The following is a 16,564-nucleotide window of genomic DNA, read 5'->3' on the forward strand; positions in this document are numbered from 1 at the left end:
ATTACGGCGCTTCCTGCAGCGCCACGCGGATAAACCCGTTATTCTGCGCCAGCAGCTCATGGGCTTTCCACGCATCCAGCCCTGTCAGCACCATCAATACCGCCGTTTTACAGTTATGGTTACAGCTCTCCAGCGCGGCTTTTGCCTCCGTCCGGCTGCATCCCCCCGCTTCCATCACAATGGCGATTTGCCGTTCAGCCCATTTGGTCGTGCCTGCCTCGAGATCCACGCGCAGATTGCTGTAAACCCGTCCGGTTCGGACGGCCAGCCCGGTGGCGATCATCGAGAGGATCATTTTCTGCGCAATCCCCGCTTTGGTGTTGATGTAGCCTGCGACGACGTCGGCTCCCAGCTCCGGCGCGATAACCATGCTCGCCAGCTGCGCGGCTTCACTTTGCGCATCACCGGTAATAATGGCGACCGGTGAACCCAGCGACCACGCGTGCCGCATAGCTCCCCAGACCCACGGCGTTTTTCCGCTGACGGTCACGGCCAGCATCATATCGTGTTCACCAAACTTGATGGCCTGCAGATCGGCAACGCCGCGCTCGTAGCTCCCTTCCCCTTCTTGTGCCGTAACGGCCACCACAGGGGTTTTGCCCGGCGCATATTCATCGGCAACCTGTTGCGCAACGCGCCCCGACGGCCCCGCGCCAACGATGACCAGGCGACCGCCGTGGCTGAGCGTTGCGGCGGCGTTATCCACCACGCGGGCGAGAGTAGGTAAACAGGGGGCGATCGCAGCAGAAATGAGTGCATCATCCTGGTGAATGACTTTCAGCATGTCCAGCGTGGACAATCTATCAATATTCATCGTGCTGGCGTGCCGTCTTTCCTTGACCGAACCGGTAAGCATAATGCTCATAAACAGCCTCCTTATTATGAGTACCCACACACTATAAAGTGTTTTATATAGATGACCTGCGAGGAGGGTCACGAAAAGAGGACCAAATACACGCCTTTACATGGCTTTAAGAAAAGCCCGTCATCGGCGATAATTACCCCTTTCTTAATCCTCGCGGAGTGTTGATGAGCGATTTGCAGCCTTTCCTTCCGACGCGCAAGCGCCCCATGAAACTGAATACGCTGGTCACGTTGATGGTGGGCGCGATTATTGCCTCTGTGCTGCTGGTGGTCTTTGCGCTCTACTCCGTACAAATCACCCGGGCGACCCGCGATGATGTGAAAGACACCGCGCTCGGCATTGCCCGCACCCTCGCCGACAGCCCCGAGATACAGCGCGGCCTGATGCATGCACCGCAGGAGAATATTATTCAGCCCATTGCCCAGGCGGTGACGAAACGAAACGATCTGCTGTTCACCGTGGTCACCGATATGCGCGGGATCCGCTATTCACACCCGAACGAGGCGCTGCTGGGGCTGCATTTTATCGGTGATGATTTAACCCCCGCGCTGGAAGGCAAAGAGAACGTATCGGTTAACCGGGGCGCGCTCGCCGAAGCGCTGCGCGTTTTCACGCCCGTCTACGACGGCCAGCACGAACAGATCGGCGTGGTAGTGGTCGGTATCTCGCTGAATAAGGTTGAAGAGCAGATTGCCCGCGGGCGGCTAAACGCCGTCTGGACCATTTTATTCAGTATTTTTATGAGTTCGATGGCGATTTGGGGTCTGGTGCGGGTCCTGAAACGCATCCTGTTCGGGCTCGAACCTTACGAAATTTCCGCCTTGTTCGAACAGCGTCAGGCGATGCTGCAGTCGCTTCGTGAGGGGGTGCTGGCCGTCGATATTCACGGGCGCGTGACGATGATCAACCAGACCGCCAGAGAAATATTGCTTCTCCCCTCCGGCAAGCAGACCGAAAACGCCAGCGCGCCCCTGCTGGCCAGCCTGCGTGAAGTCTCAAAGACGGGCGTTGCGCGCCAGGATCAGGAGATTAGCTGTAACGGGCGTTTGTTGCTGTGCAATATGGTGCCCGTTAAAAGTCAGGATCGGGTGATCGGCGCCATCACCACCTTCCGTGATAAAACCGAAATCAGCCAGCTGATGCAGCGGATTGACGGCATGGTCAACTACGTCGACGCCCTGCGCAGCCATACCCACGAGTTTATGAATAAACTGCATGTGATCCTGGGCCTGCTGCACATGAAGCGCTACGACAAGCTGGAAGAGTACATCATTCAGACGGCACAAAATTACCAGACGGATATCGGTACGATACAGAGCAAGGTAAAATCCCCGGTTATCGCCGGGTTCCTGCTGGGTAAAATCAACCGGGCGAAAGAAGCGGGCGTCACCCTGACGCTGGCGGATGAATGCCAGATACCGGATACCGCGAGTGAAGAGCAGGTCGCGGTGCTGATCACCGCGCTGGGTAACCTTATTGAAAACGCGCTCGACGCGATGGAAGGACAGCAGGAAGGTGAGATTGGCCTGCTGCTGCATTATCAGAACGGCTGGCTCAGCTGCGAAGTCAGCGACGATGGCCCCGGCATTGATCCCGCCCAGCTGGAAGCTATTTTTACAAAGGGCTTCTCAACAAAAGGTGAAAACCGCGGCGTTGGGCTGTTCCTTGCTCGCCAGCAAATTCAGAACCTCGGCGGCGATATCAGCGTCGAGTCTGAGCCAGGCGTATTTACCCAATTTTTTGTTCACATCCCCTGGGATAGCGAGAGGAATATCGCGTGATAAATGTATTAATTGTCGATGATGACGCCATGGTAGCCGACCTCAACCGTCTGTATGTCAACCGTGTTGAGGGTTTTAGCTGCTGCGGCGTCGCCTCCACGCTAAACCAGGCCGAGGCCATCATTAATAACCCCGGGCAGCCTGTCGATCTGGTGCTGCTGGATGTCTATATGCAGCAGGATAACGGGCTGGATCTGCTTCCCGTTATTCGCGCATCCGGCCGCCCAATCGATGTGATTATGATCTCGTCGGCTGCCGACGCCGCCACGATCCAGACCTCCATCCACTACGGCGTGGTGGATTATCTGATAAAACCTTTCCAGTTCCCGCGCTTTGAAGAGGCGCTGAACGGCTGGAAGGCAAAGCACAACCTGATGGGTTCGCACCAGTACTATGAGCAGGCCGACGTCGACCGGCTGATCCACGGCGGGGCGCCGGAACTGGCGGACAGTAAAAAGCTGCCGAAGGGGTTAACGCCGCAAACGCTGCGCACGATTTGCCAGTGGATTGACGCTCACCCGGAGACGGAGTTTTCTACCGATGACCTGGCAAACGCGGTCAATATCTCCCGCGTGTCCTGCCGTAAATACCTGATTTGGCTCGCGCAAATCAACATTCTGTTCACCAGCATTCACTACGGTGCCACCGGCCGTCCGGTGTATCGCTACCGTCTCCAGCCGGAGCAGACCGGCTTGCTCAAGCAATACTGTCAGTAACGCGGTAGTCGTTATCCAGCAGGGTAAAGCGGAAGTGGTGCATCGAGGAGATCACCACTTCTTTTGTTTTGGTCACAAAAATCGCTTCGATATCAGGACGAGAACGCAGCGCAGCGCAGCCCTTTTCGACACCCATGCCGTACATCAGCGTGGTCCAGATATCGCCGTCGATGGAGTCTTTCGAAACAATCGTCACGCTGTCCAGCTCGTTGTCCAGCGGATACCCGGTGCGCGGGTCGAGAATATGGTGATAGCGCCTGCCGTTTTGTTCGAAGTAGCGCTCGTAGGTTCCCGACGTCACGACGGACAGGTTCTCTACGGTCATCGTGCCGATCAGCGCGTCACCGGCGAACGGTTTTTTCAGCCCTACACCCCAGCCCCCTTCCGGCGAGCCTAACGTCTGGATGTTCCCGCCGAGGTTGATCAGCCCCAGCTCAGCGCCCTCTTTACGAAGGTGATCACGCACCCTGTCGGCGATATAGCCTTTGGCGATGGCCCCCAGATCGATCTCCATCCCCGCCCTGGTCAGAAACACGCTGCTGCTGGCCTCATCAAGGAGGACATCTTCAGGACGGGTAATCGCCAGCAGCGACGCGATTTCATCGGCAGGCGGAACGCTGTCCCCCTGAAAACCAATTTTCCAGCGCTTCACCAGAGGACCTATCGCCAGGTTAAAAGCGCTGTCCTTCAGCAGGCTTGCCGCTTTTGCACAGCGGATCAGCTCAAAGACCGGCCGGCTGACGGTAACCGGATGCTGCCCAGCGGCATGGTTGATGTCCATCACCTGAGAGTGCGCGCGATTAACGGTGAGCAGATCTTCGTACTGTTTGATCAGGCGAAACACGCGGGACGCGAGGGCTTCATCGTGGGAGAAGAGTTTCAGGAGAATGGGTGAGCCCATCAGGACGGCGGAGTAGCTGTAAACGCGATGGCTATCAGGCATAGCAAGAGTCCTCAGATGTAGCCCCGGCAGGCACCGCGCCGCCGGGGAAAATGCCGGATAACGCTGCGCGTATCCGGCCTACTACACAGGGGTCTTACTGCTTTTTCGAACGCATAGCCGCCTGATGTCCTGCAAGCGTACCAAAAATAATGATATCTGCCACTGCGTTACCGCCGATACGGTTACCGCCGTGGATCCCGCCGACCACTTCACCGGCCGCAAATGCCCCTGGCAGAACGTTGTGGTTGCTGTCCAGCACGCAGGTTTCGGTGTTGATGGTCACGCCGCCCATGGTGTGGTGCACGCCTGGCGCAATCTGAATGGCGTAGAACGGCCCTTCGTTGATAGGCGCACGCAGCGCGGTGGTACGACCAAAATCGTCATCGTGCTGTTTCTCAACGAAACCGTTGTAACGTTCCAGCGTCGCGAGGAAAGCGTGGTAATCCATCCCCAGCGCTTCAGCCAGGGCTTTTGGCGAGCTGGCGCTGGTCACGAAACCTTTCGCGATGTACTCATCCGCGGCTTTGTTTTTGGCACGCACGTGCTCGTCAAAGACGATGTATGCGTATTTCTCCGGCAGCGCGATGATTGAGGCCGAGACCTTATCGCGGGTCGACATTTCGTTGTAGAAGCGTTCCCCTTTCTGATTGACCAGAATCGCCCCGCCGCCGCGAATGGATTCGGAAATCAGGTACGAGGTGTTCTGCTCAACGGTTGGGTGGATTTGGATTTCGCCCATATCCACGGTACCCGCCCCGATGCGCTCCAGCAGCGCGATACCGCCGCCGGTTGCCCCTTTGTGGTTGGTGGTGACGAACCCTTCCAGATCCGGACGGTATTTCACTACCATCTGGCTGTTGGCGCTGAAACCACCGGTGGCGACAATCACGCTTTTGGTTGCCACGGTGACGGTTTCGTTCTCTTCGGTGGTCAGACGTACGCCGGTCACTTCGCCGTTCTCGAAGATGATGTCGCTGACGGAGGTATCCAGCATCACCTCGATGTTGCGTTTGTTGACGTTACGCACCAGGCCGCTGATCAGGTAGCCCCCCACCGCAGAACCGTCTTTTGGACGGTGAGTACGGTCGATGCTCATCCCGCCGGTGGTGGTGATGTCGTTCAGCATGATGCCGCGCGTTGCAAGCCACTCAATCGCCTGCGGCGCGTTCTCGACAAAGCGACGCAGCAGTTCCGGGTTGTTCTTGTTGCCGCCGCCTTTCAGGCTTTCCTGATAGAACAGCTCTTTGCTGTCCTGAATGCCCTTCACGCGCTGGAAGCGGGTTTCGGCGGCGTTCATACCGGCAGAGGCTTTAATGGTGTTCCCGCCGATGGTTGGCATTTTCTCGACAATCAGCACGCTCGCGCCTTCGTCGTGAGCCTGAATCGCCGCCGCCAGACCGGCGCCGCCGCTGCCGACAACGACCACGTCCACGCTGCGGGTTTCGTTCGGGTCAACGCCCTCTTCCGCGGCCAGCGCCTTGCTGGACTTCAGCATCGCTTTCGAGACCGCTTTCTTCACCGCTTCACTCTGGCTGGTTGCGCCGGTGATGGCATCCACGTGCGGGGTATTGGCGTCCAGAATGCGGGTACGGATCTCTTCAAAGCTGGTCACAAACTCAACGTCTTCACTCGGGCCGGAGGCCAGCTCGATGTCCGCAATGCGGTCGGTTTCCAGGCTGACGTTAATCACCAGTTCGTTAGCGTCATCCTGCACTTTCTCAGCAAAGGTACCCGGTTTGAATTTGGATTCGCCCATGCTCATGTCGCGGATCATCGCTTCTACCAGCGAGAAGCGCCACAGCGGTTCAGGAATGCTCAGCGCCTCGCGTTGGGTGCTGCCCATAAACAGCTCAAGGCTTTCGCCGGCCGCGATGCGGTCTGTCCAGTCCGGATAAGCGATGGTGGCGCGGCCCACGGCGATCAGATCGTAACCGTGGTCCAGCGCTTCATTCACATCTGAAGCATTTACCACGCCGCCCACGCCCATGACCGGAACCTGCGCCAGCGTTTCAGAACGCATCGCGCAGTATTTTTCGATAAGCGGAGTTGGGTCCTGGGTGTCGACAATGGAAGGGCGCAGGGTCGCGCCGACGGAGAAGTGCAGATAGTCCACGCCGCGCGCCGCCAGTTTTTCCAGCAGGTACATGGTGTCGTCAAAGCGAATGCCCGGGACTTCCATCTCTTCAGGGGAGAAGCGGTAGCCAATAATAAACGCGTCGTCCGCGTACTGGCGCACCATTTTATGGGTAATGTCCAGCACCGCCAGCGGGAACTTCGCGCGGTTATCGCGGCTGCCGCCCCACTCGTCATCGCGCTGGTTTGAATTCGGTGAGTAGAACTGTTGAATCAGATAGGTGTTCGCCCCGTGGATCTCCACGCCGTCGAAACCGGCCTGGATGGCGCGGCGCACGGCCTCACCAAACTTGCCGATCATGCCTTCCACTTCTTCAGCGGTCAGCGCAACCGGCGTTGCGGCACCTTCACGCGGCGCGGCTACGGCGCTCGGGCCAACCGGGGTACGGCCACCAATCAGTTTTGGGTCGACCATGCGGCCGCCGTGGTAGATCTGCAGCAGCGCCTTAGACCCTTTAGACTTAATGGCCTCTGCGATTTTCGCCAGCCCGGCAATTTTCTCGTCATTATCAATACCGATGGCGCCCGGGAAGGCGAGACCGAGATCGTCGACGAAGCAACACTCCACGATGATGGTACCAATGCTGCCGGAACGGGCCCGATAGTACTCCACCAGCTCGCTGGTGACGGTGCCGTCAAAATAGCCGGTACAGGTTGTCATAGGGGCCATTAACAAACGGTTTTTCAGTTCAGTACCATTCGGTAATGTGAAGGGGCTTAGAATGCGTTCGTTAGTGCTCATAATTGAAACTCCAAACTTTTAAAAATTAAGAATTCGTTATCGGATTGATTTTTTATTTCGTCGTTATTTGCCGATGTCATGATATTAATATAATGATTTTTTTAGTTTCTAAAGTTATTACGTTAGTTAAAAAACTATTTAATCCCTGAGATAACACAAATAACACATTGGTGTTAGCGATTGTAATTCAGCCATTCACAATAATTTAAAATTCGTTAAATTATTAATGGTAAAACCAATTCACCACAACACAACTAAACCCTATAAAAACAACAATATATGATTACACCGAAATCAATATTGTTAATAAAATGATAAATAAAACGCAAAAAATACGCAATACCCACATACGCCAGAGTGGTTATTAATAAAAGCATAAAAATAACGCTGCAATTCTATTTTTTTGATCGCGATCAATAGTTATGGCATTCAAAAGCGCAATATAAAAACATCATCATTTTTTAATTTAGCGCACACAAAAACGCGTTAAATCGCTATTACTGAAAACACAAGAAAGCACCTTTAATAACTAAAAAAAGCAAAGAAACTTAAAAAAGTGATTTCGTTTTTCAGTGCGACCGAATTTTTGACAACTTAAGACGTGAAACTATGAATACAAAAACTGCTGTAACGCCCCCAGTGGCGAACCAGGCATCAAATGGAAACGCAAAACGACTGCTGATGATGGCGTTACCCATCGTCGTCGCCGTACTGCTGCTGTTTGTTCCCGTTCCTGAAGGCTTGCCGCCTTACGCATGGCACTACTTCGCCATCTTTGTCGGCGTGATCGTCGGTCTGATCTTCGAACCCCTGCCGGGCGCGGTGATCGGCCTGACCGGCGTCGTCGCCATTGCCCTGTGCAGCCAGTGGGTGCTGTTCAGCCCTGAACAGCTGGCTGACCCGAAATTCAAGCTGGCGGGCGCCTCCTTTAAATGGGCGGTGAGCGGGTTTGGTAACTCTACCGTCTGGCTGATTTTCGGTGCCTTTATGTTCGCCGCAGGCTATGACAAAACCCGCTTCGGCCGCCGTCTGGCGCTGATTCTGGTGAAGTACCTCGGCCGTCGCAGCCTGACGCTCGGTTACGCCATTACGTTTGCGGACCTGCTGCTGGCACCGTTCACCCCGTCCAACACCGCGCGCAGCGGCGGGACCATCTACCCAATCATTGCTAACCTGCCGCCGCTGTACGGTTCAAAACCCAACGACCCAAGCGCGCGTAAGATTGGTTCGTACCTGATGTGGGTGGCGATCACCGCGGCCTGTATCACCAGCTCAATGTTCCTCTCCGCCCTCGCGCCAAACCTGCTGGCCCTGGCGCTGGTGAAAAGTACGGTTGGGATTGATATCTCCTGGGGCACCTGGTTCCTCGCCTTCCTGCCGCTGGGTATCCTGCTGATTCTGGCCATGCCGCTGCTGGCCTACTGGTTCTACCCACCCGAAGTTAAAGTGAATAACGAAGTGCCGCTGTGGGCGACCCGCGAGCTGGAAAAACTCGGCAAACTGTCCCGCAATGAAATTCTGCTGCTGGTGTTCGTATGCTGTGCGCTGCTGATGTGGATCTTCGCTGCCGCGTGGATTGAGCCTGCCATGGCGGCCCTGCTCATCGTTGGTCTGATGCTGTGGACCGGCGTGCTGGAGTGGAACGATATCACCGGTAACAAAGCCGCATGGAACACCTTCGTCTGGTTCGCCACCCTGGTGGCACTGGCGGATGGCCTCTCTTCTACCGGCTTTATCAGCTGGTTAGGTAAAGAAGGCGGTCTGTTAATGAGCGGTATCTCCCCGGGCGTGGCGACCATCGTCCTGCTGCTGGCGTTCTACCTGCTGCACTACCTGTTTGCCAGCACCACCGCGCACACGACGGCGCTGCTGCCAGCGATGCTGACCATCGCCTCTACCATTCCGGGCATGAATATGGAAGTGTTTGTCCTGCTGATGGTGACCTCGCTGGGCGTCATGGGGATCATCACCCCGTACGGTACTGGCCCAAGCCCGATTTACTACGGTAGCGGCTACCTGCCAACCAAAGACTACTGGCGCCTCGGCACCATCTTCGGTGCCATCTTCCTGGCGGCCCTGCTGCTGATTGGTTATCCGTGGATGTCCATGATGTTCTGATTCCTGACCGCCGGACTTCTCCTCCGGCGGTTTTATTTTTGTGGAGCAATACTATGTCGAATAAACCGTTTTTTTATCAGAACCCTTTCCCTCTTTCCCATGACGACACCGAATACTACCTGCTGACCAAAGAGCACGTTTCCGTTGCCGAATTCGACGGTCAGGAAGTCCTGAAGGTGGAGCCAGAAGCCCTGACCCTGCTGGCGCAGCAGGCCTTCCACGATGCCGCGTTTATGCTGCGTCCTTCCCATCAGAAGCAGGTTGCCGCCATTCTCAACGACCCGGAAGCCAGCCAGAACGACAAATACGTTGCCCTGCAGTTCCTGCGTAACTCTGAAATTGCCGCAAAAGGCGTGCTGCCAACCTGCCAGGATACCGGCACCGCGATCATCATGGGTAAAAAAGGCCAGCGCGTCTGGACCGGCGGCGGTGACGAAGCGGCCCTGAGCCAGGGCGTGTATAACACCTACATTGAAGATAACCTGCGCTACTCGCAGAATGCGGCGCTGGACATGTATAAAGAGGTGAATACCGGCACCAACCTGCCCGCGCAGATCGATCTCTACAGCGTGGACGGGGACGAATACAAATTCCTGTGCATGGCAAAAGGCGGCGGTTCTGCCAACAAAACCTATCTCTACCAGGAAACCAAAGCGCTGATCACCCCGGCGAAGCTAAAAAACTACCTGGTTGAGAAGATGCGCACCCTGGGCACTGCGGCCTGCCCGCCTTACCATATCGCGTTTGTGATTGGCGGTACCTCTGCCGAAAGCACGCTGAAAACCGTGAAGCTGGCCTCCACGCGCTACTACGACGCGCTGCCAACCGAAGGCAACGAACACGGCCAGGCGTTCCGCGACGTTCAGCTCGAACAGGAACTGCTCCAGGAAGCGCAGAACCTCGGCCTCGGCGCGCAGTTCGGCGGTAAATACTTCGCCCACGATATCCGCGTGATCCGTCTGCCGCGCCACGGTGCCTCCTGCCCGATCGGCATGGGCGTCTCCTGCTCCGCGGACCGCAACATCAAAGCGAAAATCAACCGCGACGGCATCTGGATTGAGAAACTGGAGCACAACCCGGGTCAGTACATTCCGGAGTCACTGCGCCAGCAGGGCGAAGGCGACGTGGTGAGCATCAATCTCGATAAGCCGATGAATGAGATCCTGGCGCAGCTTTCCGCGCACCCGGTCTCTACCCGTCTGTCGCTGAACGGGACCATCATCGTAGCGCGCGATATCGCCCACGCGAAGCTGAAAGAGCTGCTCGACAACGGTGAAGAACTGCCGCAGTACGTCAAAGATCACCCGATTTACTACGCGGGCCCGGCCAAAACGCCGGAAGGCTACGCGTCTGGCTCACTCGGCCCGACCACGGCGGGACGTATGGACTCGTATGTGGACTTACTGCAATCCCACGGCGCGAGCATGATCATGCTGGCGAAAGGCAACCGCAGCCAGCAGGTAACCGACGCCTGTCATAAGCACGGCGGCTTCTACCTGGGCAGCATTGGCGGCCCGGCGGCGGTGCTGGCGCAAAACAGCATTAAGAGCCTGGAATGCGTCGCGTATCCGGAGCTGGGAATGGAAGCCATCTGGAAAATCGAAGTCGAGAACTTCCCGGCGTTTATCCTGGTGGATGACAAAGGCAACGATTTCTTCCAGCAGATCCAGAACCAGCAGTGCAAAGGCTGTTCACAGCGCTGAGTGCTTCCACACGTCCGGCAGTAGCGCCAGCGCGTCAGCAATGATGGCGCGCTTGTCGCTCCCCGGCTTCCAGATGGTGACCATCGTCTGACTAATCCCCTGGCTGCCCACTTCGGTGCGCAGCCTTTTTACGTTTTGCCACCGCGCGGCATGAAAATGGGTCGGTAAGAATCCCCAGCCGCATCCGCGCTCCAGCAGGCCGCGCAGCATTTCCTGCTCGTTAGTAAAAAGGGTATGCCCGGAAATCTGCAGGCGACGCGCGACCGGCTCGTCCGATGCAGGGTGCATAACGACCTGGGGAACCAGGGAGAGGTCAAGCAGCGACAGGGGGGATGAAATATCCGAAAACAGCGTGCTTGAGGCGTAAAAATCCATATCGATTGCCCCCAGGGCCCGCCACTCCATGTCGTTGCCCACGCTGCGGTTGCGCGCCTGGCAGATGGCCAGATCCGCGCGGCCGCTCGTCAGCAGGCGTTCAGATTCATCGCGCGAGGCGCAGATGAGGCTCAGCCGGACTTTTCGCGCTACCATTTCAGCGATGACCTCGTGCAGAAAGGCTCTGGGCGTAAAAGGATCGTAGACCAGCGTCAGATCCTGCGTGGCACCGTGGGGCACTTCTCTGGCAAAGGCCTCAAAGGCTTTTACCTGCCGCATCAGCAGATGCGCCTGGCGCTGAAGCTGCTCTCCTTCCGCCGTGAGGCGCAGGGTACGCCCGTCGCGAATAAACAGCGCATAGCCCAACCCGTCCTCAAGAAAATCAATCAGATCGCGAAGCGTCGTTCGGTCTTTTTTCAGCACCACCGCCGCTTTACTCAGGCTGCCGTTCTCAGCCACGGCGGTGAATGCCTCAAGCTGTGCAAATGAATAGAGTAGACCCGCCACGTTTCCTCCGTTATTAGGGGGGATTTTCCCCCATTATGCGTTTTTTATTATAGCGCCGGGCTTTTTAAACTGAAGCCGTTCTTAACCCATACGAGACGGATATGAAAAACAAAAAAGTAAACCAGGCTCTGCTGGCGGGTCTTGTCTTCAGTAGCCTGCTGTCCCCTGCGGCATTTGCCGCCTGCGAAGGCACCGACCTCAGCGCCTGCCCTGCCCCCTTTGACGCCGCGCTGCCGGACACCCATAAGATGCTCACCTGGAGCCAGGCTGACCGAGTGGTGGGCTTTCGCAATGACTACCGCAACTACGCCGGGGATATTTTCCGCCACGGTAGCGCCGTGCCGCTGCGGGTGTCGGATAAGCCGCTCAAGGACGCCTACTATCAGGTCAACGGCAGGCGCTACGGCCTGGAGGAGTACCTTAAACGCCAGAACGTCAGCGGTATGCTGGTGCTGAAAGACGGCAAAATCGCCTGGAAGTATCTTGCACAGGGCAATACCGACTCCACGCTCTGGACCTCGCGCTCGGTAGGTAAATCGGTCGTTTCGGCGCTGGTGGGCGTTGCCCTCAAAGAGGGAAAACTTCACTCGCTCAACGACCTGGTCACACAGTATGAACCCGATCTGAAAGGCACCGCGTGGGACGACGTGACGCTCAAACAGCTTATCACCCACACCTCGGGCGTGGCGTGGAACGAGGACTACACCAACCCGAACTCCGATTTCGCGCAGCTCACCGAGTGCGAGGCGAAGCCGGGTACCTACGACTGCGTGCGCAAGCTGGTGAAGGGACTACGCAGGGTTCACCCGGCCGGAGAGAGCTGGTCTTACTCATCGGGCGGCGCCTGGCTGCTGGGTGACGTGCTGGAGCGCGCCACCGGCATGACGCTCGCAGCCTATCTGGAGAAAAGCATCTGGCAGCCGTACGGCATGGCGAGCGACGGCGTGTGGCATGCCTACAGCAAAGGCCAGCACGACGTCGGCGCGCACGGCTTTAACGCCACGCTGGAGGACTGGGGTCGCTTCGGGCAATTTATCCTGAACAACGGTACGCTGCCGAACGGTAAGACGATCCTGCCGGATAACTGGATCCCGCAGTCGTCAGACTGGACAAAGGCAAAAGGCTCGGTATCAGACGCCCATCCAGACGGGCTGTACGGCTATCAGTGGTGGAACAACGCTGTGCCCGTCAACGCCACCGGCGTTGAGCCAGCAGCGCAGGATTCGCTGAAAGGTTCACTCTGGGCGCTGGGCATTTTTGGGCAAATGATCGTGGTGAACCAGAAGGAAAAGCTGGTTATCGTCCAGTGGTCTACCTGGCCGCAGGCGGAGCCGTCCTTTAGCGCCCAGCCGCTGGAGGCCTCTCTGATGTTCAGCGCTATTGCCAGGGCGCTGCGCTAAATTGCACCCGTCGGGTAATGAAGCGGTTACCCGGCGCTTTCGGAAGCGCCCCCCTGCGCCACATCACAAAATCGTAATATCAGAGACTTACAGAATATTGGTGAATAAAAAGACAACGACTTGTTAAGTTATTGTTGCCATTAATTGTATTTACACCGTGAATGGTATTCATGCAAAAAATGCATCAGCCGATGCGGCATTTGCGCTTATCTATTTCCTCGTCCTGATCCAGTTTTCAGAAACAGACGCGTAAAACGTCAACAATAAACTGGAGATAACCATGTTTTCCTCAACCTCACCTGCAACCGTACGATCTAAGGCGGGCGCGATACTTCGCGTGACGTCCGGCAACTTTCTCGAACAGTTCGATTTCTTTCTTTTCGGCTTCTATGCCACCTACATCGCCCACACGTTCTTTCCGGCGAGCAGTGAATTCGCGTCGCTAATGATGACCTTCGCCGTCTTCGGCGCGGGCTTTTTGATGCGGCCCATCGGGGCCATCGTGCTTGGCGCGTATATCGACAAGGTTGGGCGCAGAAAGGGGCTGATCGTCACGCTTTCCATCATGGCGGCGGGGACGTTCCTGATTGTGCTTATCCCCTCTTATCAAAGCATCGGTCTGTGGGCGCCGCTGCTGGTGCTGACGGGCCGTCTGCTGCAGGGCTTTTCCGCCGGTGCAGAGCTTGGAGGCGTCTCGGTCTACCTGGCTGAAATCGCCACGCCGGGCCGCAAGGGGTTTTACACCAGCTGGCAGTCCGGCAGCCAGCAGGTCGCCATTATGGTCGCCGCGGCGATGGGCTTTGCCCTGAATGCCCTGATGGAGGAGAGCGCCATTCGCGAATGGGGCTGGCGCATCCCGTTCCTGTTCGGCTGCTTAATCGTGCCGTTTATCTTCTTCCTGCGCCGCAAGCTGGAGGAGACGGAAGAGTTCAGCGCGCGCCGCCATCATCTGGAGATGCGTCAGGTCTTTAAAACGCTGCTCGGCAACTGGCAGGTGGTGGTCGCGGGCATGCTGATGGTGGCGATGACCACCACCGCGTTCTACCTGATCACCGTTTACGCCCCTACCTTTGGCAAAAAGGTGCTGATGCTCAGCGCCTCGGACAGCCTGCTGGTCACGCTGCTGGTGGCGATTTCTAACTTCATCTGGCTGCCGGTGGGCGGCGCGCTGTCGGATCGCTTCGGGCGCAAGCCGGTGCTGATTGCCATGGCCCTGCTGGCGCTGGCGACCAGCTACCCTGCCCTGACGCTGCTGGCGAGCGCCCCCAGCTTCTCCATGATGCTGAGCGTGCTGCTGTGGCTCTCCTTCCTCTACGGCCTGTATAACGGCGCGATGATCCCGGCCCTGACGGAGATTATGCCTGCTGAAGTGCGCGTGGCGGGGTTCTCTCTGGCTTACAGCCTGGCAACGGCGGTCTTTGGCGGCTTTACCCCGGTAATGTCCACCGCGCTGATTGAATACACCGGTGACAAAGCGTCGCCTGGCTACTGGATGAGCTTCGCTGCCGTGTGTGCCCTGCTGGCCACGCTCTACCTCTACCGCCGCCGCGCGGTATCGCTGCAAAACACCGTCAAGTCACAGGGGGCAGTATGAAACGCACTTATCGCTATACCGCCAGCGCGCTGGTGCTGACGCTCCTGAGCGTCAATGCCTGTGCCCAGGACGTGAAGGTCATGATCTCAGGCGGCTTCAAAGCCGCCCTTGAAAAGCTGGCCCCGGAATATGAACGCCGGACCGGGGATAAAATCGTGATCATCCCCGGCCCCTCAATGGGCGCGACGCCGCAGGCGATCCCAAACCGACTGGCGCGCGGCGAAAAAGCCGACGTGGTGATTATGGTCGGGGATGCGCTGGAGAAGCTCGAAAAAGCCAGCCAGACCCAGCCGGGTTCGCGAACTGAACTCGCGGACTCTCCCGTTGGCATGGTGGTGAAAAAAGGTGCGGATGTCCCTGATATCAGCAGCGAGGCGAGTTTGCGTAACACGCTGCTGCAGGCCAGCTCCATCGCCTACTCTGACAGCGCCAGCGGCAGGTATGTCAGCCAGGCGTTGTTCAAAAAGCTGGGGATTGAAAAGGACGTGGCGGGCAAAGCGACAATGGTCGAGCGTATTCCGGTCGCCTCAGAAGTGGCGAAAGGAAAATACGCCGTGGGCTTCCAGCAGGTCAGCGAGCTGCTGCCGGTTCAGGGCGTCACCTTTATCGGGAAAATCCCGGATAATCTGCAGTACATCACGCGCTTCGCGGGTGCGGTCACCCGCCATGCCGAACATCCCGCGGAGGGGAAAGCGCTGCTGACCTATCTCGCCTCACCGCCCTCAAGGGCCGTCATCCAGGAGACGGGGATGATCCCCGTTACGTCCGGCGATACTGCTCGGTAATCTGCTTTTCCAGTTCAGCCGCAATGTAGGACTGGATGCGCCCCCGGCGCCGGATAAGCCCCACGGTGCGTTTCACTTCCGGCGCCACCAGCGGCAGATGCGTCAGCAGCGTGTGCTCTGACGTCGGCATCGACATGGCGGGAACGGCAGCGATGCCGATCCCCGCCTCTACCATGCCGAGCATCGTGGTAACGTGGCGCGTTTCGCAGACGCTGGGGCGTTCGGGAATGATATCCCCCAGCATCCGATCGAGCAGGTTACGGTTACCTGACGTTTTATCGAGGGAGATGTAATCCTGCTGGTAAAATGCCTGCCACGTCAGGTGACTCTTCTGCGCCAGCGGGTGATCCTTTCGGCACGCCGCAACATAGACATCCTCCACCAGCGGGAAAAATTCGATGTCAGACGGCAAGTTTCCTGCGAAGGAGATGCCAAAATCCGCCTGGCTTCGGGCCACGGCGTCAATCACGTTCCCCGCGCTGCTGTCGATGAGCTTAATGCGAACGCGCGGATAGCGAGACTGAAAACGACGGATCACATCAGGCATAAAGTAACAGGCGGCGGACGGCACCGCGGCAACCGCGATCAGCCCCGTCCGCTCTTCACTGACTTTATCAACATCCGCCAGCATTGACTCAACGTTGTCGAGCAGCTGCGCGGAGCGTTCAGCAAAGTTTTGCCCGTATAAGGTTAAGGCCACGCGGCGGGTGGTACGGTCAAAAAGCCGGTTTCCCAGCGCGGCTTCCAGCTTTTCAATCCTGCGGCTCAGCGCCGACTGGGATAAGCAGATAGATTCAGCAGCGACACGGAAGTTACCGTATTCCACTAACGCTCTGAAAGCATAAAGATCGTTAAGGTCAAAATTCACGGGCATAGCGTCTGGATGTCCTGTCAGGGAATAC

General features: G+C 57.3%; 12 protein-coding genes. 7 read left to right on the top strand and 5 right to left on the bottom strand.

All coding sequences use genetic code 11. From position 1 onward, the window contains the following. Position 1: 1 nt before the first annotated feature. Positions 2–865 (bottom strand): N-acetylmuramic acid 6-phosphate etherase, encoded by an 864-nt coding sequence (locus tag AC2TE5_RS14290; protein WP_484611859.1) that lies wholly within the window; start codon positions 863–865, stop codon positions 2–4. A gap of 164 nt (positions 866–1,029) precedes the next feature. On the opposite strand from AC2TE5_RS14290, the gene AC2TE5_RS14295 reads away from it, so the two are divergent. Together AC2TE5_RS14295 and dcuR are read left to right on the top strand one after the other, a co-directional pair. Continuing rightward, on the top strand, positions 1,030–2,646 hold the full coding sequence (locus tag AC2TE5_RS14295; RefSeq protein WP_484611860.1) for a sensor histidine kinase: 1,617 nt from the start codon (positions 1,030–1,032) through the stop codon (positions 2,644–2,646). Next, the gene (gene dcuR / locus AC2TE5_RS14300) at positions 2,643–3,362 is read left to right on the top strand and encodes a two-component system response regulator DcuR (RefSeq protein WP_023336197.1); all 720 of its coding nucleotides are present in this window, start codon (positions 2,643–2,645) and stop codon (positions 3,360–3,362) included. The genes AC2TE5_RS14295 and dcuR overlap by 4 nt, the downstream gene beginning before the upstream one ends. On the opposite strand, the gene AC2TE5_RS14305 is transcribed toward dcuR, so the two are convergent. Further along, a complete protein-coding gene (locus AC2TE5_RS14305; protein ID WP_484611861.1) occupies positions 3,343–4,305 on the bottom strand; it encodes an FAD:protein FMN transferase in 963 nt (320 codons plus the stop codon). The two genes, dcuR and AC2TE5_RS14305, sit on opposite strands and share 20 nt — an antisense overlap. Positions 4,306–4,399: 94 nt before the next feature. Beyond that, the gene (locus AC2TE5_RS14310; RefSeq protein ID WP_484611862.1) at positions 4,400–7,180 is read right to left on the bottom strand and encodes a flavocytochrome c; all 2,781 of its coding nucleotides are present in this window, start codon (positions 7,178–7,180) and stop codon (positions 4,400–4,402) included. A gap of 609 nt (positions 7,181–7,789) precedes the next feature. Here AC2TE5_RS14310 and AC2TE5_RS14315 point away from each other — a divergent pair. Together AC2TE5_RS14315 and fumA are read left to right on the top strand one after the other, a co-directional pair. After that, positions 7,790–9,298, top strand: coding sequence for an anion permease (locus AC2TE5_RS14315; protein ID WP_073961501.1), 1,509 nt, complete (start codon positions 7,790–7,792; stop codon positions 9,296–9,298). A gap of 53 nt (positions 9,299–9,351) precedes the next feature. Then, positions 9,352–11,001, top strand: coding sequence for a class I fumarate hydratase FumA (gene fumA, locus AC2TE5_RS14320; protein ID WP_213327916.1), 1,650 nt, complete (start codon positions 9,352–9,354; stop codon positions 10,999–11,001). Here the strand turns inward: fumA and AC2TE5_RS14325 are convergent. Further along, positions 10,990–11,883: a LysR family transcriptional regulator gene (locus AC2TE5_RS14325; RefSeq protein WP_484611863.1), complete on the bottom strand. Its 894-nt coding sequence runs from the start codon at positions 11,881–11,883 to the stop codon at positions 10,990–10,992. The two genes, fumA and AC2TE5_RS14325, sit on opposite strands and share 12 nt — an antisense overlap. A 101-nt stretch (positions 11,884–11,984) precedes the next feature. On the opposite strand from AC2TE5_RS14325, the gene AC2TE5_RS14330 reads away from it, so the two are divergent. The 3 genes from AC2TE5_RS14330 to AC2TE5_RS14340 all read left to right on the top strand — a co-directional run bounded on the left by AC2TE5_RS14330 (position 11,985) and on the right by AC2TE5_RS14340 (position 15,662). Beyond that, positions 11,985–13,283 (top strand): serine hydrolase domain-containing protein, encoded by a 1,299-nt coding sequence (locus AC2TE5_RS14330; RefSeq protein WP_484611864.1) that lies wholly within the window; start codon positions 11,985–11,987, stop codon positions 13,281–13,283. A 280-nt stretch (positions 13,284–13,563) separates the two neighbouring features. Further along, on the top strand, positions 13,564–14,877 hold the full coding sequence (gene tcuC / locus AC2TE5_RS14335; RefSeq protein WP_023336204.1) for an MFS transporter: 1,314 nt from the start codon (positions 13,564–13,566) through the stop codon (positions 14,875–14,877). Then, positions 14,874–15,662, top strand: a complete 789-nt coding sequence (locus AC2TE5_RS14340; RefSeq protein ID WP_339274564.1) for a substrate-binding domain-containing protein — start codon at positions 14,874–14,876, stop codon at positions 15,660–15,662. Before tcuC ends, AC2TE5_RS14340 begins: the two co-directional genes overlap by 4 nt. On the opposite strand, the gene psrA is transcribed toward AC2TE5_RS14340, so the two are convergent. Further along, positions 15,637–16,536, bottom strand: a complete 900-nt coding sequence (gene psrA, locus AC2TE5_RS14345) for an L-proline-binding transcription factor PsrA (RefSeq protein WP_213327920.1) — start codon at positions 16,534–16,536, stop codon at positions 15,637–15,639. The genes AC2TE5_RS14340 and psrA overlap by 26 nt on opposite strands. Between the last annotated feature and the right edge of the window lie 28 nt (positions 16,537–16,564).

The organism is Enterobacter sp. N5-15 (assembly GCF_057221635.1).